Raw genomic sequence first — 20,283 nt, 5'->3', positions numbered from 1 at the left:
AGTCCTATTTCAAGCCGGTGCCGGCAATGCCGGTGGTGATGAAACGCTGCAGGAAGATGAAGACCAGCACGACCGGGATCATGGTGACGACGGTCATCGCCAGAATGAAGTGCCACTGCACATTGAGTTCGCCGGAATAGATGCTCAGCCCCACCTGCAACGTGTAAAGCTCACGCCGCGACAGCACGATCAGCGGCCACAGAAAATCGTTCCAGCGCCAGACGACCGAAAAGATCGCCAGCACCGCCAGCGCCGGGGCCGTCAAAGGCAGCACGATACGCCAGTAGATCTGCCATTCCGACGCCTTGTCCATGCGCGCCGCGTCGATAAGCTCGTCGGGAATGGTCAGCATGTATTGCCGCAGGATGAAGACACCGGTCGGCGTCGCCACCGTCGGCAGGATCACACCCCAGAGACTGTTGAACAGGCCGAGCGTCGAGATGATCGAATAAAGCGGTACCATGATCACCGAGAGCGGCACCATCAGTGTTGCGAGGATGACGAGCATGGCAAGCGAACGCCCCTTGAACTCGTATTTCGACAGCGCGAATGCCGCCATGGAATTGACCACCAACGTGATCACCGTTGCCACCACCGTCACGAAAACCGAGTTCCAGAGATAGCGCAGGAAATCGAAATGCACGAAGGGTTCGGTATAGTTCTCCGTGGCAAACGACATGGTGCGCACTGGGGTGCGGTCGTTGATATTGACCTTGACGATCTCGGCCGGCGCCTTGGGATCGACCATCTGCGCCACCAGCCCGATACGGCGGACTTCGGCGAGAACCCGCGTCGAACCGTCCGGCATTTTGGCGTCGTACAGCATCAGCGGCTTGTCATAGCCTTCGACGGTCGCCTGACTGGTGACATAGGGCAGGATCGATGGCGGGAATTCCGCCAGCGCCGCCGGGGTCTTCAGCGAGGAAAACACCAGCCAGACGGCCGGGCCGAACATGATGATCAACCCGCCGACCAGCCAGACCCAGGTAAAGATATCGGTCCAGTGCCAGCCCTTGCCGCCTTTTCGGCGCAGGATGAAACGCGCAACCTTACCCATCAGCGTTTCCCCTTGTTTTCACCGCGTTTGCCGATGCCGAGCTGGATCAGCGTCAGCACGACCAGTACGCCACCCATCAGGATCGAGGCGGCAGCCGCCAGACCCGGATTGCGCAATGCGGAAGCAAAGCCGGTTTCATAGATATATTGCGTCAGGAACAGCGTGCTGGTGCCCGGCCCGCCGCCGGTCAGCACGTAGATCTCGTCGAACACCTGCACGGACTTGATCAGCGCCAGCACCACGACGACCAGAAGGTTCGGTGCCAGAAGCGGCAGGGTGATGCGCCAGAAGACGCGCGCCGGCTTGGTGCCATCCATCTCGGCCGCCTCGTAAAGATCTTTCGGGATCGCCTGAAGCCCGGCCAGAATGATCAGCGCGTAAAAGCCCATATGCGCCCAGAGCGACACCCCGATCGTGGCGGCAAAGGTCCAGTTGCGGTCGGTCAGCCACGTATAGGGGTCCATGCCGAACTGGTAGAGGCCGAAATTCAAGAGGCCCTGCCGTTGCAGGATCCATTTCCAGATCAGGCCGACAACGACCGGTGACAGCAGCACAGGAAAGAAGAACACGGCACGCCAGAAGGAACGCGCAGCCAGTTCACGATTGAGGATCAGCGCCGTGATCAGCGCCGTCAGGATCATCAGCGAGACCTGCAGCACCACGAACCAGAACGTGTTGCCGACGGCGGTCCAGAAGGCATCTTCCTGGCAGGACATCGGATCGAGATAGTTCTGGCATTGAAACAGCCGGGAATATTGTTCGCCGCCGATGAAATCGCGCTCGGACAGGAAAAAGGCGGTGCCGCCGGTCATCGAGTAGACGAAGTTGATGACGAGCGGCAGCAGCACGAAGATGCCGAAGATCAGCATGTTCGGCGCGAGGAAGAAGGTCGCCATGCCGCCGATGCCGGTGGCCTTTTGCAGGCGGCGCAGCGGCACGTCGATGATGCGCATGACAGCGTTGACGGGCGCCATCAGGAGGCTGGAGAGAGATGGTGTGGTCATGGTCTCGTGTCTTCTCCTCCATTGCCGTCGAATTTTATCGTTTCGCCATCTCCAAGACGGGAGGGCATATGAAGCCGGAACAGTGCGCCCAGCCGATCTCCCCCCTTGAGGGGGAGATGTCCGGCAGGACAGAGGGGGGTGTTTCCGGCACAAATGCCGCTTTCAATCCATCTGCCGCACCGTTGTTTACCCCCCTCTGTCACTCTCGTGACATCTCCCCCTCAAGGGGGGAGATCGAAGGGAGCAAGAGGCACCGCCTCACCTCCATCTGCAAAGGCCCTCAGCCCGCGGAAAGATCGGCTGGGCGCAGCGCCTCAACTTCAACACAAATTACTTGCCCGCGTCCTTCACCTTCTGGGCAATATCCGCATCGATCCGCGCAAACGCATCATCGATCTTCAATTCACCGGCCAGCGTCTGGCCGATACGCGTCACGATCGCCGCATAAACGGTGTCCGACCAGCGCCAGCCCGGCAGTTTCAGCGCGGCTTCGGATGTCGTCTTGGTGGCATCCACGAACACATTGAGCGCAGTCTTGGCCTGTGCATTGTCCGACTTGAAATCGAGGCCGCCCTTGTCGACCACGCCCTTGTGGCCGGGCAGGAACAGCGTGCGTTCGGAAAATTCCTTGACGATCTTTTCCTGCGCGAACCAGTCCATGACGGTGGCAACGTCCTTCGGGTTCTTGGTGTATTTCACCGCGACAAGCGCCGCGCCACCCGGCATGCCGGTGCAGGCGGCCGGGCCGCAGGGGCTGCCAACCGCGACCCAGTCAAAATTGTTGCCAATCTTGGTGGCAAGGTTCGCCACCTGCCAGGAACCGGAATAATAGAAGGCGAGCTGGCCGTTGATGAAATCATCGGCCGCGGCACGATAGGTGCTGCCGGCCGCCGACACCCAGACATCCTTGCTGACGGTGCCGTCTTCGGCCCAGCCGACAAATTTGGTGAGATAATCCTTGGCACCCTTGTCGAGCGGCGCCGGCTTGCCGTCGGCGCCGATATAATTGGCGCCATAAGAGAGAAGCGGCGCGGTGATGCGGTGGCCGGAACGGTCGATCGCCATGGCGAACGGCACCAGCTGGCTTTCCTGCACCTTCTTCGAGGCGGCTGCCCAGTCTTCCCATGTCGCCTTCGGACCGGGGATCGGCACGCCGGCCTGATCGAACAGGGTCTTGTTGGCATAACCGCCGGTCAGGGTGATCTGCGTCATGAAGCCGGAAATCTGCTTGGAACCGTCAGGCCGCATCCAGTCTGCCTGCAGACCAAAATTGTCGTCCCAGTATTTGGCGTCCTTCACCAGCGGGCGCAGGTCCAGCCAGTGCTTCGACAGTTCCTTGATGGCGGTGACGCGGGCGATATCGGGGCCGTTGCCGGCTTCCAGCTGCACCGGCAGCTGTTCCTTGATGACGCTATAGGCGACATTGTCGAGAATGACGTTGATGCCGGGGGTTTCCTTCATGAAACGCCCGACAAGGTCTTTCATCACCTCGCCTTCGACGCCATCGGAATACCACATGATCCGCACATCGCCGGCATGGGCCGCCGTCGAGGTGAGAAGCGCGAGCGCAAGGCCCGCCACAAGCGATTTGGTCTTCATGCGCATTTTCCTCCCTTTGTGGACAAGGCCTCCCAACCCGTCCGGTGACGACTAGACGCCAAGCAAGATTGCTTCGCCCCTCACGCTGTAATCCGTCCGCGTTATCACGCGGCCTTCAGCCTCCACGGACCCATCGGCCCGGAAGCGAACGCTACCATATTCCGGGTCCTCGACAATGATGATGCCATCCGGCCCGTGTTCGGCGGCCAGATCACCAAAGCGGCTTTCCAACGAAGTCAGATCACCGGCCTCGCAGACACGCACGATCCAGCGGGTCTTCTGGCCGTATTGCCGCAATTCGGCCCCGGCCGAAGGGCCATCTTCTGTTGCGTGAAGATCGGAACCTGCGCGCAAAAGCACAGCCCCCTCACCCGAACGGGCAAGTGCCAGACTTCCCGAAACCCGGCTTTCATCGAACTCGGCCTTCGGGAACCAGGCATGGGTAAAGTCCGGCTGTTCCTCATAGGTGGTGAACTCAAGGACCGCGAGGCCGCGATATTGCTGCACGCGCGGAATGGTGCCGCAACCGCCCCAATAGGATGGACGCCCGTAACCGAACTGGATCGTCTCGCCCGGATGGTTGATCCAGATCGCCGCCTCCGGCTTTTGCCCGATGCGCAGGTGAAGAACGGTTTCCTGATAACCCCATTCGTCCCAGCGGTAATGCACCGTCGAGCCCATGGCGAAGTTTTTGCCCTTGTAGTGATAGAGCGCAGCGAACGCGTTTTCGCCCTGCGCAAACCGCCATTCCTGATGCTGATCGCCCTGATGATCGGCGATTGCAGCAAACTCTTGCGGGATGACCAGGCCATGGTCGCGCAGGCAGACAGCCATCTGCGGCAGGCAATGCACGCGACGACCGTAAAAGCCCTTGCCCCACAGCAGGCGGGAAACCGCCGAAAGCTCCAGCGAACGACCGGCGCACAGCGTATGTTCGTAAGAACGCCCCTGCGCCGCCGTCACCATGCCGTGATGCGCCGAACGGGCGATGATTTCCGCAAGCCGCACGATCCCGGTTTTGGCGCGCTCGGCGATATCCTTGTCCGGAGACAGTGCCGCCAGCGCCGTCAGGCCCTTCAGATCGATCGGGAAATAGGGTGCCGAATTGAACTCCGCCATTTCCCAGTGTTCGAAATGGTCGAGCCATGCCCGCACCCGGTCCGCACCGACCTTCGCCTGTTCCGAACCCTTGCGGCCGGAACGCACGAACGTGGCTTCGGGGAGAAGATGGCCGGCGAGATAAGCCGAGGTGTGGAACAGCAGCGCGTGGTTTTCCGAAAAATACCACTGCACATCATTGCCCGGCTCATCCATCCAGTACCGATAGTTGAGGATGGCGGCATCGATGCGAGCCCGCGTCTTCTCGTTGATGTCCCCGCCCCAAGTCGTGCGTGACCAGATCAGCGGAACGAGCGAGAAATCGGCGCAGTCGTGGCAATCCTCGATCGACGGCAGGATTTCCTCGATCATCGCATCGGTGTCAGCGCCACCACGGCCGCTGGCCAGCCGGGCAAAGGCGCGCACCGTATCGCGTTCGGAATAATCGGACACTTCGGTCAGCGTGTCGGTGATGCGCTCAGCCAGCGAAGAAGAGGCGTCACCCTGACGCGCCGCATGGCAGATTTCCACGCCGACCGACCGCGAGGCGACAAAACCACCGGCATTCAGCGTCACGCGCAGATGGCGGAAATCCGCGGGCGCCTTTTCCGATGGCCCGACATTAAGGCTGGCCACACCGGCCGGAAGCTCGAAATCATAATCGAAGCGTTCGCGCGACATGAAATCGCCTTCGATGGCGACATTAACCTTCGCCTCAACCGGCAAGGCCTTGGCAAACAGCACGGTGATATCGCCGCCGAAATAATGCTGGCGGTCGAGGTGCATGCCGTCCAGCGCCTCTTCCAGACTGTCCGCCACGGCACCCGCCACCGGAACCGGCAGCGCGACATTGGCGGCGGGGCCGGAGAGATAATCGAACTGGTAGAAATAACGGGCATCACGCTCGGCAAGATCATCGAAGAACAGCACGATCTCGTTCAGGCCGGCGGTCAGCTCCAGTTCGAACTCCTGTTTGGCTTCGAGATTGCGGCTATAGGGCGCCATCCAGCCCACTTCCGCACCGTTCAGCCACAGAACCGCGCCGCCGCAGGTGCCGAGCCGGATCTTTGCCGTACCCGCCGTCTCCGCCTCGACATAGGTGCGCGTCCATGTGGCCAGCCGCGTCGGGCGGAACCAGAAACCGGAAAGATCGAGCCGGGGCGAACCGAAAGGCAGCCACCAGCGCGAGGCTTCGAATTCGCCGCGCACATCCGGCCTTTTGCCGCGACAGGTCTCGGCAAAAATGGTGCGGCAGGGATATTCGTGCGGAATGAAGTTCTTGACCTTGGTAAGGAAGAAGAACGGATCCATCTCGCCCTTCATCGGCGCGTCGGGCACATCGAAACGTTCCTCGGCGATGCGGCCAAGCTGCCAGTAGCGCACGGCATCGCCCGGCTTCAATGTCTTGCGCATCCAGTTCTGCTCCGGGTTCATCTTCGCCTGCCGCCTTATCTGAGTTCGCTTAAGGCCACCGGGGCCACGTCGTTATATTCCTGGTTTTCGCCGGTCATGCCCCAGACAAAGGCGTAGCCATCCGTGCCCGCGCCCATGTGGATGGACCAGGCCGGCGACAGAACCGCATCGAGATCCTTGACCAGCAGATGCCGGGTTTCTTCCGGCCGCCCCATCAGGTGGATGACACGCTCTTCCGGCGCGAGATCGAAATAGCAGTAGGCCTCCATGCGCCGCTCATGCAGATGCGGCGGCATGGTGTTCCAGACGCTGCCTTCGGCCAGATCGGTAATGCCCATCAGAAGCAGGCAGGAGGGTGCCACCTGCGGGTGGATGTACATCCGCAAATTCCGCTTGTTGGAGCGTTTTGCTTCGCCAAGATCGAGCGGTTTCGATTCCGCTTTGCTGATCAGCCGATGCGGGATATCGGCCCCGGCCGGAACCGAATTCATGTAGAAACGCGCCGGCTTTTCCGCCGAATGGCTGGCGAGCGAAATCTCCTGCGCACCCCGGCCGATATACAGAATGTCGCGGTTTTCCAGCTCGAATTTTTGGCGATCCACGGTGATCGTGCCGCTGCCGCCCAGATTGGCGACACCCATTTCGCGCGCGGACAGAAGATAGGGCGTGCCGATATCCTTGCCCGAGCCGAATGTCAGCGTCGCATCGAGCGGCACCGCGCCGCCGAGGATCAGACGGTCGACATGGGTATAGGTAAAACCCACCGCACCCGGCTGAAAAAGGTCCTCGACCAGAAATTCCTTGCGCAGCCGCGCCGTATCGAACGTTCTGATGTCATCCGGGCCGGCGCCATACAGAACCTTCATCGTCATGAAACCTCTCCTTCGACATGGCGTAGCGCCTCGGACAGGCACAGGATCGCCAGCGCCTGACCGTAACCGGTCGGCTGGATCGGAATGTCGCGGTAGAACTGCAGATCGTGGCCCATGCGGGTGCCGTAGGACACGTTCAGCACGGTGCCGGTATCATCGATATTGGCAAGCAGCGCCTCGACGGCCCTCAGACCGGATGGCCGCCATTCCGGCGTACCAAGCCCCAGTCGATGGCCTTTGAGCAGGCCATACCCGAAACCAGCCGTGGCGGAAATTTCCTCGTAGGCGGTTGGATCGTCCAGCAGCGTGCGCCATGCGCCGGATGCGGTTTGCGATGTCAGAAGCGTATCCACCTGCGCCACCAGAACACCGGTCAAAAACTCCTTCACCGCTGCCGGGATGTCGGCCAGATCGAAAAGGTCGAGCAGGCCGGCAGTGATCCAGGCATTGCCGCGCGCCCAGCGCGCCTCTGCAAAATTGTGGTGCCCCTGAAAGGTCCAGCCGTGAAACCAAAGGCCGGTCTTCCTGTCGGCTAGATAACGGGTATGGACGAGAAACTGTTTGACCGCTTCATCGACCAGTTCGGTGCGGCCGCTGGCCTGACCGTAAGACGCCAGGAACAGGGCCACCATATAAAGCGTGTCGTCCCAGAGCTCGTCGTCATTGACCTTGTCGGAGACGTGATGCGCAAAGGCCCCTTCCCGCGTGCGGCCCATTTCGGTGATGGCCCGGTTCGCCCATTCATCCAGCACCGGCTGCCAGCGCGGATCGCGGGTTTCGCGCCACAGAACCGAAAGGCCCAGCATCGGAGCGGTGGTATTGACGTTGAGCTTTGGAAGGCCCGCCTCGATGCGCGCGGAATACCAGTTCTCGATCAACGTCTTCAGATCATCGCGACCGGTAAACAGCCACAGGCGGATCAGGCCATAAAGGCCGACACCCTGCGGCCATTCCCAGCTGTCGAAGGAAATGTAATCGCCGGCCGAGCCGTCGAGATTGGGTTCGTGAAACCGACCGTCATCACGCAGACCGGTCATGCCGACTACGAGAAGATCGAGTTTTTCACGGATATGCCGGCCCGAAAGGCCCATGCTCCATCCTCCTTCCACATTCTTTCGAAAGTGGTCCTCCAATCCGCTTCTCCCAAGCGGCGGATGGATGTAAACACCGGATTTATAATTGCGCAATCTGAAAATTTTTTGCAGTCTGGTGACGATTACCGGAGATGGTCGATGGCGGACGCAGCAATTCCCAATAAGCGCGGCAGGAAAAGCCGGCGTGTCCGGCTCGAGGATATTGCCGAAAAAGTCGGGGTGTCCCTGAGCACGGTATCGCGCGCATTGACCGGCGAAAAGGGCGTACGCGACGATATCCGCCAGCGCATTCTGGAGGCGGCAAAAGACGCCAGTTACCCGATGCCGGCGCCCGTTCCCGGAAAGAAGATTGTCATCGCCGCCTCGAGTGCCGCAATGATCGATTACGTGCGCAACCAGTTCACCCTGCATGTCCTGGAAGGCGCGCGAGACCGGGCGCAGATCCTTGGCCTCGACATCATCACCCGGCCGATTGCCGATGCCAGCGACGAACGTTCGGTTCTGGACGAGGCGGGCAGCGATCCCGACGTGACGGGCCTGCTGTTCCTGACGGTGGATGACGAACGCATGCTGGCCGCCACCCGCGCCTTCGACAAGCCGGTTGTGCTGATCAATGGCGACGATCCGCATATGCGGCTCTCGAGCGTCACCCCCTGCAACCGCTCGGCGGCGCAACTGGCAACCGACCGCCTGCTCGATCTCGGCCACCGCCGCATCCTTTTCCTCATGCGCCCCGGCCGCCGCACGATCGAACGCCGTCAGGAAGGTTTTTGGGATGCACTGCGCCATCGCGGCATTGCCGTCACACAGGATATGACCGTCACCGTCGACGACTGGCTGCCGGAACTGGCGACACAGGCAATTGCGGAGCGCATCGCCAAAAAAGGCCTCGATTTCACCGCCATCCTGGCCGCGGGCGACAGCCTTGCGGCCGGCGCGATGCTGGCCGTGCAACAGGCCGGTTACAGCGTGCCGGAGGATGTTTCGGTCATGGGCATGGACGACCTGCCGCAGGCCGCCTTCCTCAATCCGCCGCTGACGACGGTGCATATCCCGATGCGCGAAATCGGCATGACGGCGGTCGACCTGCTGCGCGATCTCTGTTCCGGTGTGCCGGCTCTGTCACGCCGCATCGAGCTTGCCTGCCATGTGGTGCACCGGCGCTCGGTCTCGGCACCGGCAGTGATGGAATAGGTGCTCAGCCTGCAAATCTCCCGCAATTGGTATAGCAACGCGGAGGTTTGAAACCCTCGGATCGCCAAGGGCGGAGACTCTGCCGATCATTCCCGAGCGGCTGCCAGCGGCAAAAATCGCTATCGCTCGCCCCGCGCCACCAGCCAGATGAGATAGGGCGCTCCGACCATGGCCGCGAAAAGGCCAAGCGGAAGTTCGTAAGGGAAAGTGGCGGTGCGCGCGCCGAAATCGGCAAAGGCCATCACCACCGCACCGAGCAGGAACGAGGCGGCCATATGATCGCCTGACCGCACGAAACCGGCGCGCAGCGCGATATGCGGCGCGATCAGGCCGACGAAGCTCAACGGGCCGACGAGAAGCGAAGCAGCTCCGGTGGCAATGCCGCAGATCAGCAGCAGCACAACGCGGCTGACCGGCACCGACATGCCCAGCGAACGGGCAACCGGCGCGCCAAGCGGCAGCACCGAAAGCCAACGCGTGAAGAACAGCGAGACGGCAAGCCCGACCGCCGCGATGGCGGCCAGAAGAATGGCGGTCGTGCTGGTGGCGGTCGAGGCCGAGCCGCCGAGCCAGGCAAGGATTTGCCAGGAGCGCTGGTCACCGATCGCCATCAGGGCGGCAAGCACGGACGAGGACAGCGAACCAATGGCGATGCCGGCGAGCAGCAGCTTGTCGGCCGGAAGATGACGACGGCTGGCGAAACCAAGCACCAGCGCCATGACGATGAGAGCGCCAGCCCCCGCACCACCCAATTGCGTCAGCGCGCCGCCCATCGGCCAGAAGGTCAGCGCTGCGGCAAAACCCAGCCCCGCTCCGCCGCTGACACCGATCACTTCCGGGCTTGCCATGGCATTGCCGGTCATGCGTTGCAGGACGGCGCCGGTGAGCGCCAGAAGCCCGCCGGCAGCCGCCGAGGCGAGCAGGCGCGGCCAGCGCAGGGGCGCCAGATCGGCGATCTGGTGCACATCCAGCATGACCCAGTGGACGCCGTTGCGGGCAACCGCCAGCGCCAGAACGATGACGACAATGGCGGCAAGTGCAAAAACCGGCAGGCCGCGCCGCAATGCGGTCGGCTTGACGATCAGCGCCGACCGTTCGTGCAGTTCCATGGTTCGCACGCGTGGCAGCAGCCACAGCAGAAGCGGGCCACCAATCAGCGCCGTTACGGCCCCGGTCGGAAAGGTTTCGCCGGCACTGCTGGCAACATATTGAACAATCCCGTCGCACAGGAAAAGGAGAAGCCCGCCGGCAAAAGGTGAAAGCGTCACGACCATGGCCGGCCGCCGGACACCGATACCACGCACCAAAGCCGGGGCGGCAAGGCCGACAAAACTGATCAGCCCGACGCCTGCGGCAACGAAACCCGCCAGAGCGGTTGCGAGTGCGGCCACCGCAAACCGGATGCCGGCGAGATTGACGCCCAGCGCACGCGCACCGGCATCGCCCAGACCGAGCAAAAGCAACGGGCGCAGCAGCAGGGCCGACAGAATGGCGGCCATGACCAGCTCGATCGACAGCGACTGGAACACCGACCAGTCCTGCTGGCTGAGCGAGCCGCCATTCCAGGTGACGAGCGACATCAGGTACTCGCCCTGCGCCAGTGTCAGTGCGGCTGAAAAGGCGGCAGCGGTGACGCCGACCAGAAGGCCGGAGACGACCATGGTTACCGGCTCGAAAGCACGGCGCCATGCGAGAGCGAACACGATGGCCGCAGCCGCACCGGCGCCGAACAACGCGACGAATGTGCGGTTACCATCGAGAAATTCCGGAAAGAACAGCGTGGCGACAACGATGGCAAGCTGGGCACCGGCAGAAATGCCGAGCGTTGACGGATCGGCAATCGGGTTGCGCAGCAATTGCTGCAAAAGCGCGCCGGACAGGCCGAGTGCGGCACCGGCAGCCAGCGCCACACCCGCGCGTGGAAAGGTGCCGTAAAGCAGAATGACCTGATCCATGGAGGGAGACGCGGTCGAGAAGATGGCATCGCCCCAGGCACCGGTTTCGACCACCAGCGAGGCTTCATGCACAAAAAGGGCAATGGCAACCAGGAGGGCGGCCAGTGGAACCAGCCAGATACAATGCTTCATCGGCCGTCATCCTGCGCCAGCAGGGCCTGCGTAAACAGCCGGGCAAACCGCATCCCGGCCGTCACACCACCATAAGGACCGATATTGGCCAGTTGCAGGACACGGCCTTCGCGCACCGGCTCCAGCGTGTTCCAGATCATGCTGTTGCGCAGATCCCGGCGTGACTGCACGGGGATATCGGAGATGATGACGATGCGGGCATCCTTTTCCTCCGCAAGCTTTTCGATCGGCACCGGCGCTGCAAAGGTGAAGCGGGAACGGTCGTTCCAAGCATTGCGCAGACCGAGCCGCGACAGGACATCACCGAACATGCTGTCGGTGCCAAAAATGCGGACATGACGCGCATCGCCCATATTGACGAGATAGGTGGGACGCTCGGCAAAACGGTAAACGGATTGCCGCATGGCATCCAGCGTGCCGAGAATATCGCTTGTTACGCGGGTAGCCTGTTCCGTTCTTCCGAGTTTTTCACCCAGTGCCTTTACTGCGGCCAGCGCCTTTCCGAAGGGTGGTTCGCCCTTGATATAAAACGGCAACGACAGCGTCGGCGCGATGGCAGCGAGTGTCGCTTCTTGCCGTGCGTAGAAAGGCGAGATCAGGATGAGGTCCGGCTTGACCAGATGCAGAAGCTCAAAATTGACGGCACCGCGCAGGCCAAGATCGATCACGTCATCCGGAATGAAAGGCTCGACGGCATCCTCTCGAAACTGGATCAGTTCGGTGGCGGCCACCGGCATGACGCCCAAAGCGACCGAGGTTTCCAGCATCGCCCAATCGACGGCAGCAATGCGCTGAGGCGGCGGGTTGCTTTCTGCAGCGCTCACCCGACCGGCAGACAGAAACGTCAGAGCGGCGCCGAGAACGAGTTCCCGGCGCCGGATCGAAATCGATCGGGACTGCTGCAAAATGGGCTTACCAGCTATAGGAAACTTTCCCCATGAATGTGCGGCCATCACCATAATAGCAACCGAACGAGCTGCAGCTGGCCACATAGTTTTCGTCGGCAATATTCTGCACGTTGAACGAAGCCTTGTAACCGTTATTGCTGTAGCTGATGGCGGCATCCACCAGCGTCACCGGATCGAGATTATAGGTGTTGGCACTATTGCCGTAACGTTGCCCGACATACCGCACGCCGCCGCCGATTCCCAGACCGTCAAGCGCACTGTCTTCCTGGAAAGTGTAATTGACCCACAGGCTGGCCGCATGCTCCGGCACGTTTTCGACACGCTTGCCATTGTCGGCACCGGAACCGATTTCCGTGTCGGTATAGGTGTAGGCCGCACGCAGATCGAGACCTGCCGCCAGACCGACGACACCTTCGAGCTCGATGCCGCGAACCTTGACCTCGCCGATCTGCGAAATCACGCCATTGATGGTGCGCGAAACATTCTGCTGCGTCAGGTCATAGACGGACGCCGCGAAAAAACCATTCCAGTTGGTCGGCTGGTATTTGATCCCGGCCTCGACCTGTTCACCGGATGTCGGTTTCAGGGGGTCGCCGAGGCTGTTTGCACCGGCAACCGGTTCGAACGAGGTGGCATAACTGATGTAAGGCGCAATGCCGTTGTCGAAGAGATAGCTGAGGCCGGCGCGGCCGGTCAGTTTCTGGTCGGTCTGGTCGAGCGAGCGCGCAATGCCGGTAATGCCGCTGGTTGACGTGCCGGATGTGCCCGACCAGTCATGACGCAGACCAAGCGTGGCGCGCCAGTTTTCATAAGCCAGCTCATCCTGCAGATAGAGCCCCGCCTGCCAGAGCTGACTGTCCACCGTCGTGTCGATCGTGCGCGAGATCAGATTGATCGGCCCTCCGTAAACCGGTGAAACCATATCGAGCGTCGTTGCCTGCCAGAACTGCGTGCGGACATTGTTGTCGAAATAGCGGTAGTCGAGACCGACAAGCAGCTTGTGATCGACAGCACCGGTGGCAAAGTCCGCCTCGAAATTGTTGTCGACGTTGAACGTGCTCAGGGCTTCGTTCTGGAAGGTGGCGTTGCGGCGCAGTGTGCGGCCGTCTGCAGCCAGACCAGCGGTCGACATGCCGAGCGACGTGTAATCCCAGTCGAAATCCATGTAGCGAAGGTTCTGGCGGAAGGTCCAGGTCTCGTTGAGGCGCTTTTCCAGCTCGTATCCGAGATTGATCATGGTGCGCTTCGAATCGTCGAAACTCGGATCGCCGACATAGAAATCGCGCGGCAGCTTGTAGCTGGTGGCATTCAATGTCAGCTGCGGCGGCAGGCCGGACGGCGTGCTGGGGTTATCGCGCTGGACGCTGGTCAGGATGGTGAGCTTGGTATCTTCATCAGGCTGCCATGTGAGCGCCGGCGCTATGAAAAAGCGATCATTATTGAGATTGTCGGTCTGGGCGCCGGCATTTTTTGCAAGTCCGGTCAGGCGATAGGCGAAATCCGATCCTTCCGTCACTGCGCCGCCGAAATCGAAAAAACCACCGTAATAGTCGTAACTGCCAGCCTGGGCGCCAACTTCTCCAAAACTCTCGAAAGTCGGGCGCTTGCTGATCTGGTTGATCATGCCGCCGGGGTTGCCCTGACCATACATGACAGAGGCCGGGCCGCGCAGCACCTCGACGCGTTCCAGCCCATAAACTTCGAAGGCCGGCGCGCCGGCCGTGCGCATCATCCGCAGACCATTTAGGAACTGCGCCTGACGCCCATCGAAACCACGGATGATCGGAGAATCGAAACGCGGATCGGCACCAAAGGGCTGAGCGACAACACCGGGCGTATACCCCAGCACTTCGCCCAGCGTCTGGGCGTTCTGGGCCTTGATCTGGTCGCTGGTGACCACCGAAACAGACTGCTGCGTCTCGATCAGCGGCGTGCCGGTCTTGGATGCCGTGGAACTGGACTTGGCGACATAACCTTTGACCGGGCCTTTCGGATCTTCCGCAGCATTTCCGGTGACCACGATCGGGGCAAGCGTTGTGCTTTCGGCAGCATCCTGCGCAAGCGCATGACCGGCACCGATACAGCCGGTGAATGCGACGGACGCTGCGAGCATCAGATGGGTTTTCGACAAGATCATTATGCGCCCCCGCAAATTCGTCCGCATGCGCCATCGCGCCCGGATCATCAATCTGGACTTATTTGCTCATCTTTTATAGCGCGGATATCGATCGATCCAATAATCGGGAGGTGGATTTTTCAGAACTATCAATTATGAAATTCACCTATCGGCATAAGCGCCGATTATTACAACCGAGATTTCCGATGGCTGCTCCCAAGACACCCCGCGCATCGCAATTCGAATTGCGGCATCTGCGTTATTTCATTGCGCTGGTGGAGGAGAAGAATTTCGAGCGGGCAGCGGCTCGGCTGGGGATCGCCCAGCCCGGCCTCAGCCAGCAGATCCGCAATCTCGAAACGCTGGTAGGCCTGCCGCTGCTGGATCGTTCGAAACGCTCGGTGCAGCTGACGCTTTCCGGCCAGATCCTGTTCGACGAGGCACGCAAGATCGTGGCGCAGACGGATCTGGCGCTGGCGCAGCTGCGGCGGGTCGGCCGTGGCCAGACGGGAAAGATCTCGATCGGTTATGTCGCCTCGGTTGCCTATGCCGGCGTGCTGACCGAATCGCTGTCCTCCTTCCGCAGCACCTTTCCCGATATCGAGTTGCAGCTGGTGGAAATGGAAATGCGCATGCAGTTGACCAAGATTGCCGAGGGAGAGCTGGATTTCGGCTACATCCGCCCGCCTGTCGCGGTGCCGGCCGGTGTGGCGACGATGACGGTGCTGCGCGAACCTCTGGTGATCGCGCTGCCGCAAAACCATCCGCTCGCTTCGGTGGAGGAGGTCGATCTGGCGGCGCTTTCGGCGGAAACCTTCATCACGCCACGCCAGCCCGCCGATGTGGGCTTCCATTCCAACACGCTGGATGCCTGCCGGGCCGCCGGTTTCGAGCCAAACATCAGCGCCACCGGCCGTGACTTCACCACCATTGCCAGCATGGTGGCAGTGGGGCTGGGGGCGGCTGTCGGGCCGCAATCGCTGTCCTGCCTGCAATTGCCGGGCGTGCGCTATCTGCAGCTGTTGCGCAACCGGGTGACGTCCGATCTGGCAGTCGCCTATCGCAAGTCGGAAAGTTCGGCTGCCGTGCGCGCCTTCGTCGCCCACCAGCGGGCGAAATATGCTGAGGTCAAGCCCGAGGCGTGACAGCCTCAGCCACGCCATTCGCTGGCGAGCGGCATATCTTCAAGGCGTAGCATGTCGATGGCGCGGCAGGCGATATGCTCGACGATATCGGCAACGGATTGCGGACGATGATAAAAGGCCGGCACCGGCGGCATGACAGTTGCCCCCATTTCGGTGACCGCCACCATGTTGCGCAGATGACCGAGATGCAGCGGTGTTTCCCGCGCCAGCAGGATGAGTGGCCGACGCTCCTTCAGATGCACATCGGCGGCGCGGATGAGGAGATTATCGGCCAGCCCCGTAGCAATGCCGGCAAGCGTGCGCATCGAACACGGGGCGACGATCATGCCGGCTGTGCGGAACGAGCCACTGGCGATCGAAGCGCCGATATTGTCGATGGCGTGGTGGTGATGGCAAAGGCTGATCAGGCGGAAAAGCGCATCCGCACCGATCTCCGCTTCGAATGTGCGGGTTGCGGCCTGCGAGACGACGAGATGCAATTCGACTGCGGCCAAACCCGCCAGCAATTCACTGATCCGCAGAGCGATGGCGGCACCCGATGCGCCGGAGACGCCGAGAACCACGCGCTTTCTTGCTTCGTTCATTGCGGCAAATCCAGCCCGAGCTCGTGCCACATGGCCGAGACACGCGCCTCGACCTCCGGCCTCATGGCCAGCACCCTGCCCCATTCACGATCCGTTTCCGGGCCGATCTTGTTGGTGGCATCCAGCCCCAGCTTGCCGCCAAGGCCGGGTTTCGGTGAGGCGAAATCGAGGTAATCGATCGGCGTATCGGTCAAGACCACCATGTCGCGCGAGGCATCGAAACGGGTGGCGAGCGCCCACATCACATCCGGCCAGCTGCGGACATCGACATCGGGATCAACGGCGATGATGAGTTTTGTATAGGAAAACTGCGGCAGCATGGACCACAGGCCAAGCATGATGCGCCGCGCCTGACCGGCGTACCGTTTGTCGATCGACACCACGATGGCGCGGTAGGAACAGGCTTCCGGCGGCAGAAACAGATCGACGATTTCGGGAAACTGCTTTTTGACCAACGGCACAAAAAGCTCGTTCATCGCCTCGCCGAGCACCGACGGTTCGTCTGGCGGGCGACCGGTATAGGTGGAAAGGTAGACGGGTTTCTGCCGCATGGTGATGGCCGTCACCGTCATCACCGGGAAACGATCGACGGAATTGTAATAACCGGTGTGATCGCCATAGGGGCCTTCATCGGCCATTTCCGTTGCCGATACCGTGCCTTCGATGACGATTTCGGCATTGGCCGGCACCATCAAGGGCTGGCTGACGGCCTTGACGACCCGCGTGCGACGACGGCGCAAAACGCCGGCAAAGGCCAGTTCGCTCATGCCTTCCGGCAGCGGCATGACGGCCGAAAGAATGGTCTGCGGGTCCGCGCCGATGACCACGGCAACCGGCGTATCCTTGCCCTGACGCTGCCATTCGCGATGGTGTTTTGCACCGCCGCGATGGGCAAGCCAGCGCATGATCAGCCGGTTTCGCCCAAGCTTCTGCATGCGATAGACGCCGAGATTGACGTCTGCCGGATCATCATGACTGCGGGTAACGATCAGCGGCCATGTGACGAGCGGTGCCGGCTCCCCCGGCCAGCACCACTGGATCGGCAGTTTGGCGAGGTCGATATCCTCTCCCCGCAGCACCACATCCTGACACGGCGCCGAACCGACATTGCGCACGCCCAGCGACAGCGCCGCTTGCAGCATCTGCAGTTTTCCCAGCGCATCCTTCAGCGATGCCGGCGGGCGGGGTTCGCGCAGGTCACCCAGCAGTTTTGCCAGATCGCCGATCTTTCCCGGCTCCAGGCCAAACCCCAATTCAATGCGTTCGCGTGTGCCAAAAAGGTTTACGAGCAGCGGGATGGGACAGACATTCCCTTCGGCATCCACCGGCTTTTCGAACCACAGCGCTGGACCGGCCTGATGCAGCGCGCGGCGATGGATTTCCGTCACCTCATGCACAAGGCTGACCGGTCTGGAGATACGTTTCAGCAGGCCACGGCTTTCGAGGTCAGAGGCAAAATGCTGGAGATCACGGTAGCGGCGCGGCGCGGCATTTGGGGTCATCCCCTTCTTTGGCCGGGGATTTTACCGCCGTCTTTGTTCTAGCTCAAAAACATGTTGCGCCGCGATCGTTAGCCTTTGCGCGAAATGATCCGGAGACGTCCGACGCCTATGCAATTGATCCCCCCTCTTCTGACCCGTCCGCTCAATGCCGTTCCGCTTGTCGTCATCGAACGTGTCTGCCGCCTGATGTTCAGGCGTATCGGCCTTGCACATCCGGGTCTTTTCGAGCGGCTGGGCGAGCACAAGGCAAAACGGTTTGCCTTCCTGCCGACCGACGTGCCGCTTGCCTTCATCGTCGAACCGGCCAGCGACACCATTTTCGTTTGGCGCAAGACCACCGATGTCATCGCCGATGCCGTGACCGAAGCGCCGCTGTTCATGCTGTTGGCACTGATGGAAGGCCGCTGCGATGCCGATGCGCTGTTCTTTTCGCGCGACCTTTCGGTGACCGGCGACATGGAGGCGATGCTGGCCATGCGCAACGCGCTCGATGCCAGCAGTATCGACCTTTCGAAGGACCTCGCCCGCCTTGCCGGCCCGTTTGCGCCGATGGCGGGACGGGTAATCGGCGAAATCCGCAACCGCGCCCTTGATCGCGCTCTGGCCGGAGAAACCGCATCATGGAACTGATCTGTCCCGCCGGTACACCGGCTGCCTTCCACGAAGCCGTGGATGCCGGCGCCGATGCCGTTTATTGCGGCTTTCGCGACGAAACCAATGCTCGCAATTTTCCCGGTCTCAACTTTTCCCGGGAGGAACTGAAGGAGGCGATCGCCTACGCCAAAAAGAAGGGGTGCGAGACCTTTGTGGCGCTCAACACCTTTATGCGGGCCGGCGCTGAGGAGATCTGGTATCAGGGCGCGGCCGATGCCGTGGCCTGCGGTGCCGATGCCCTGATCCTTGCCGATTTCGGGCTGATGGCGCATGTGGCCGAAAAATACCCCGATCAGCGGCTGCATGTGTCGGTTCAGGCCTCGGCCTCCAACCCGGATGCCATCAATTTTCTCGTCGACACTTTTAATGCCAAGCGCGTGGTTCTGCCGCGCACGCTGACGATCGCCGACATTGCCCGCATCGGCAAATCGATCCGCTGCGAGATGGAAGTCTTTGTGTTCGGCGGGCTGTGCGTCATGGCCGAGGGGCGCTGTTCGCTCTCCTCCTATGCCACCGGCAAATCTCCGAACATGAACGGCGTCTGTTCGCCGGCAAGTCATGTGCGCTACCGCAAGGATGGCCGCGATCTGGTGTCGGAGCTTGGCGCATTCACCATCAACCGCTTTCCCGAAGGCGAAGCCGCCGGTTATCCGACCCTCTGCAAAGGCCGGTTCGATATCGCCGACAGCAATGGTTATGCCTTCGAGGATCCGGTCTCGCTCGACGTGATGGGCGAGTTGGAAGCACTGAAGGCTGCGGGCGTGAGCGCGCTAAAAATCGAGGGACGGCAGCGCGGTAAGGCCTATGTCGCCGAGGTGGTGAAGGTGATGAAGGCGGCGGTCAACAGCCCGCCGGACAGACGCGGCGCCCTTCTTTCGCGGCTGCGCAGCATGAGCGAAGGACAGAAAACCACGTCCGGCGCCTACGAAAAACGCTGGAGATAATGCGATGACACAGACGAAACGTCCGGGCCTGACGCTTGGCCCGGTCTATTACCTGTGGGACGCCGCCAAGTGGCGCGATTTCCACTTTCGCATCGCAGACGAAGCCCCGGTCGAGCGCGTGCTGATCGGCGAAACCGTTTGTTCCAAACGCCAGCATTTCATCGAGCCGCATCTGGCAGAGGTGGTGGAACGGCTAGATAGTGCCGGCAAGGAAGTGGTGTTTTCCACCCTCTCGCTGGTCACACTGGCGCGTGAAAGCAAGCAGATCCGCGAGATGGCCGAAACGAGCGACCACATGCTGGAGGCCAACGACCTTTCGGCGCTGGCCGTGCTGAAGGACAAGCCGCACACGATCAGCCCGCTGATCAATGTGTACAACGCACCGACCGCACGGCTGCTGGCCAGCCGCGGTGCCAAAACCATCTGCCTGCCGCCGGAACTGCCCTTCTCCTCCCTGCGGGAGATTGTCCAAAACTGTCCCGAGATCGATTTCGAGGTGTTTGCCTTCGGCCGCATGCCGCTGGCGATTTCAGCGCGTTGCGCGCATGCCCGCTCCAAGGGCCGCATCAAGGACAATTGCCAGTTCGTCTGCGGCGAGGAGCCGGATGGACTGCCGGTGAAAACGCTGGACCGGCAATCGTTCCTGACGCTGAACGGCGTGCAGACGGTGTCGCATGCCTGCCAGTCGCTGTTGGGCGAGATCGATGATCTGCTGGCAGCCGGCATCCGCTCGTTCCGGCTGTCGCCGCAGGATTGCGACATGGTGGAGGTGGCGAGGCTTTACCGCGCCGTCATCGATGGGGGGATGGCGGCGGACGAGGCGATTGCCAGGCTGCAACAGGTCTATCCGGCAGCGCCGCTTGCCAATGGTTTTCACCACGCACAGGAAGGTGCGGCCTGGGTGGCGCGGGCGAGAAATTTGCAGGCGTCCTGAATGGTGGAACGGGCCTGCATTAAACAGACCTTTCAAGCACCTATTTCGTCATCCTAGGGCTTGTCCCTAGGATCTAAC

General features: G+C 61.4%; 16 protein-coding genes. 5 read left to right on the top strand and 11 right to left on the bottom strand.

Annotated elements, in window-relative coordinates:
• Positions 1-4 precede the first annotated feature (4 nt).
• The 6 genes from AAIH70_RS13715 to AAIH70_RS13690 form a co-directional block, all read right to left on the bottom strand.
• On the bottom strand, positions 5-1,057 hold the full coding sequence (locus tag AAIH70_RS13715; protein WP_132274795.1) for a carbohydrate ABC transporter permease: 1,053 nt from the start codon (positions 1,055-1,057) through the stop codon (positions 5-7).
• Positions 1,057-2,061 (bottom strand): carbohydrate ABC transporter permease, encoded by a 1,005-nt coding sequence (locus AAIH70_RS13710; RefSeq protein ID WP_132274797.1) that lies wholly within the window; start codon positions 2,059-2,061, stop codon positions 1,057-1,059. The genes AAIH70_RS13715 and AAIH70_RS13710 overlap by 1 nt, the downstream gene beginning before the upstream one ends.
• Before the next feature lie 330 nt (positions 2,062-2,391).
• Positions 2,392-3,660 (bottom strand): ABC transporter substrate-binding protein, encoded by a 1,269-nt coding sequence (locus AAIH70_RS13705; protein ID WP_132274803.1) that lies wholly within the window; start codon positions 3,658-3,660, stop codon positions 2,392-2,394.
• A 51-nt stretch (positions 3,661-3,711) separates the two neighbouring features.
• The gene (locus AAIH70_RS13700; protein ID WP_132274805.1) at positions 3,712-6,192 is read right to left on the bottom strand and encodes a hypothetical protein; all 2,481 of its coding nucleotides are present in this window, start codon (positions 6,190-6,192) and stop codon (positions 3,712-3,714) included.
• Positions 6,193-6,206: 14 nt separating this feature from the next.
• Positions 6,207-7,043, bottom strand: a complete 837-nt coding sequence (kduI, locus tag AAIH70_RS13695) for a 5-dehydro-4-deoxy-D-glucuronate isomerase (RefSeq protein ID WP_132274808.1) — start codon at positions 7,041-7,043, stop codon at positions 6,207-6,209.
• On the bottom strand, positions 7,040-8,134 hold the full coding sequence (locus AAIH70_RS13690; protein WP_430034371.1) for a glycoside hydrolase family 88/105 protein: 1,095 nt from the start codon (positions 8,132-8,134) through the stop codon (positions 7,040-7,042). The genes kduI and AAIH70_RS13690 overlap by 4 nt, the downstream gene beginning before the upstream one ends.
• A gap of 141 nt (positions 8,135-8,275) precedes the next feature.
• Here AAIH70_RS13690 and AAIH70_RS13685 point away from each other — a divergent pair, with 141 nt between their 5' ends.
• Positions 8,276-9,331, top strand: coding sequence for a LacI family DNA-binding transcriptional regulator (locus AAIH70_RS13685; protein ID WP_132274812.1), 1,056 nt, complete (start codon positions 8,276-8,278; stop codon positions 9,329-9,331).
• Between the two features lie 119 nt (positions 9,332-9,450).
• On the opposite strand, the gene fhuB is transcribed toward AAIH70_RS13685, so the two are convergent.
• Genes fhuB through AAIH70_RS13670 form a run of 3 tightly spaced genes read right to left on the bottom strand, consistent with a single transcriptional unit; the run spans position 9,451 to position 14,463 of the window.
• Positions 9,451-11,418 (bottom strand): Fe(3+)-hydroxamate ABC transporter permease FhuB, encoded by a 1,968-nt coding sequence (gene fhuB / locus AAIH70_RS13680; RefSeq protein ID WP_132274815.1) that lies wholly within the window; start codon positions 11,416-11,418, stop codon positions 9,451-9,453.
• Complete coding sequence (locus AAIH70_RS13675) at positions 11,415-12,323, bottom strand: ABC transporter substrate-binding protein (RefSeq protein ID WP_430034368.1); 909 nt, start codon at positions 12,321-12,323, stop codon at positions 11,415-11,417. The genes fhuB and AAIH70_RS13675 overlap by 4 nt, the downstream gene beginning before the upstream one ends.
• 7 nt (positions 12,324-12,330) lie before the next feature.
• Positions 12,331-14,463 (bottom strand): TonB-dependent siderophore receptor, encoded by a 2,133-nt coding sequence (locus tag AAIH70_RS13670; RefSeq protein ID WP_430034366.1) that lies wholly within the window; start codon positions 14,461-14,463, stop codon positions 12,331-12,333.
• A 185-nt stretch (positions 14,464-14,648) separates the two neighbouring features.
• Here AAIH70_RS13670 and AAIH70_RS13665 point away from each other — a divergent pair, with 185 nt between their 5' ends.
• Entirely contained in the window at positions 14,649-15,587 is a 939-nt protein-coding gene (locus AAIH70_RS13665) for a LysR substrate-binding domain-containing protein (RefSeq protein ID WP_132274820.1), read from the top strand.
• Between the two features lie 5 nt (positions 15,588-15,592).
• Here AAIH70_RS13665 and AAIH70_RS13660 read toward each other — a convergent pair whose 3' ends face one another.
• The gene (locus AAIH70_RS13660) at positions 15,593-16,171 is read right to left on the bottom strand and encodes a UbiX family flavin prenyltransferase (protein WP_132274823.1); all 579 of its coding nucleotides are present in this window, start codon (positions 16,169-16,171) and stop codon (positions 15,593-15,595) included.
• Positions 16,168-17,673, bottom strand: a complete 1,506-nt coding sequence (locus AAIH70_RS13655) for a UbiD family decarboxylase (RefSeq protein WP_132274825.1) — start codon at positions 17,671-17,673, stop codon at positions 16,168-16,170. Before AAIH70_RS13655 ends, AAIH70_RS13660 begins: the two co-directional genes overlap by 4 nt.
• A 108-nt stretch (positions 17,674-17,781) precedes the next feature.
• Here AAIH70_RS13655 and ubiT point away from each other — a divergent pair, with 108 nt between their 5' ends.
• From ubiT to ubiV, 3 genes are read left to right on the top strand one after another with little or no spacing between them, the layout of a single operon-like run.
• The gene (gene ubiT / locus AAIH70_RS13650) at positions 17,782-18,303 is read left to right on the top strand and encodes a ubiquinone anaerobic biosynthesis accessory factor UbiT (protein ID WP_132274828.1); all 522 of its coding nucleotides are present in this window, start codon (positions 17,782-17,784) and stop codon (positions 18,301-18,303) included.
• Positions 18,294-19,271: a ubiquinone anaerobic biosynthesis protein UbiU gene (ubiU, locus tag AAIH70_RS13645; RefSeq protein WP_132274830.1), complete on the top strand. Its 978-nt coding sequence runs from the start codon at positions 18,294-18,296 to the stop codon at positions 19,269-19,271. The genes ubiT and ubiU overlap by 10 nt, the downstream gene beginning before the upstream one ends.
• Before the next feature lie 4 nt (positions 19,272-19,275).
• A complete protein-coding gene (gene ubiV, locus AAIH70_RS13640) occupies positions 19,276-20,205 on the top strand; it encodes a ubiquinone anaerobic biosynthesis protein UbiV (RefSeq protein ID WP_132274833.1) in 930 nt (309 codons plus the stop codon).
• Positions 20,206-20,283: the final 78 nt, after the last annotated feature.

It is taken from the genome of Neorhizobium sp. BT27B, assembly GCF_050455485.1.
Classification (GTDB): domain Bacteria; phylum Pseudomonadota; class Alphaproteobacteria; order Rhizobiales; family Rhizobiaceae; genus Neorhizobium.
The sequence above is the reverse complement of the archived record's forward strand: the minus strand, read 5'-3'. Positions and strand labels throughout refer to the sequence as shown.

Coding starts and splice junctions, on each gene's coding strand:
- AAIH70_RS13660 (WP_132274823.1), bottom strand. CDS start 16,171: ATGAACGAAGCAAGAAAGCGCGTGGTTCTCGGCGTCTCCGGCGCATCG.
- ubiV (WP_132274833.1), top strand. CDS start 19,276: ATGACACAGACGAAACGTCCGGGCCTGACGCTTGGCCCGGTCTATTAC.
- kduI (WP_132274808.1), bottom strand. CDS start 7,043: ATGACGATGAAGGTTCTGTATGGCGCCGGCCCGGATGACATCAGAACG.
- ubiT (WP_132274828.1), top strand. CDS start 17,782: ATGCAATTGATCCCCCCTCTTCTGACCCGTCCGCTCAATGCCGTTCCG.
- AAIH70_RS13655 (WP_132274825.1), bottom strand. CDS start 17,673: ATGACCCCAAATGCCGCGCCGCGCCGCTACCGTGATCTCCAGCATTTT.
- AAIH70_RS13690 (WP_430034371.1), bottom strand. CDS start 8,134: ATGGGCCTTTCGGGCCGGCATATCCGTGAAAAACTCGATCTTCTCGTA.
- AAIH70_RS13665 (WP_132274820.1), top strand. CDS start 14,649: ATGGCTGCTCCCAAGACACCCCGCGCATCGCAATTCGAATTGCGGCAT.
- AAIH70_RS13700 (WP_132274805.1), bottom strand. CDS start 6,192: ATGAACCCGGAGCAGAACTGGATGCGCAAGACATTGAAGCCGGGCGAT.
- ubiU (WP_132274830.1), top strand. CDS start 18,294: ATGGAACTGATCTGTCCCGCCGGTACACCGGCTGCCTTCCACGAAGCC.
- AAIH70_RS13705 (WP_132274803.1), bottom strand. CDS start 3,660: ATGAAGACCAAATCGCTTGTGGCGGGCCTTGCGCTCGCGCTTCTCACC.
- AAIH70_RS13715 (WP_132274795.1), bottom strand. CDS start 1,057: ATGGGTAAGGTTGCGCGTTTCATCCTGCGCCGAAAAGGCGGCAAGGGC.
- fhuB (WP_132274815.1), bottom strand. CDS start 11,418: ATGAAGCATTGTATCTGGCTGGTTCCACTGGCCGCCCTCCTGGTTGCC.
- AAIH70_RS13685 (WP_132274812.1), top strand. CDS start 8,276: ATGGCGGACGCAGCAATTCCCAATAAGCGCGGCAGGAAAAGCCGGCGT.
- AAIH70_RS13670 (WP_430034366.1), bottom strand. CDS start 14,463: ATGATCTTGTCGAAAACCCATCTGATGCTCGCAGCGTCCGTCGCATTC.
- AAIH70_RS13710 (WP_132274797.1), bottom strand. CDS start 2,061: ATGACCACACCATCTCTCTCCAGCCTCCTGATGGCGCCCGTCAACGCT.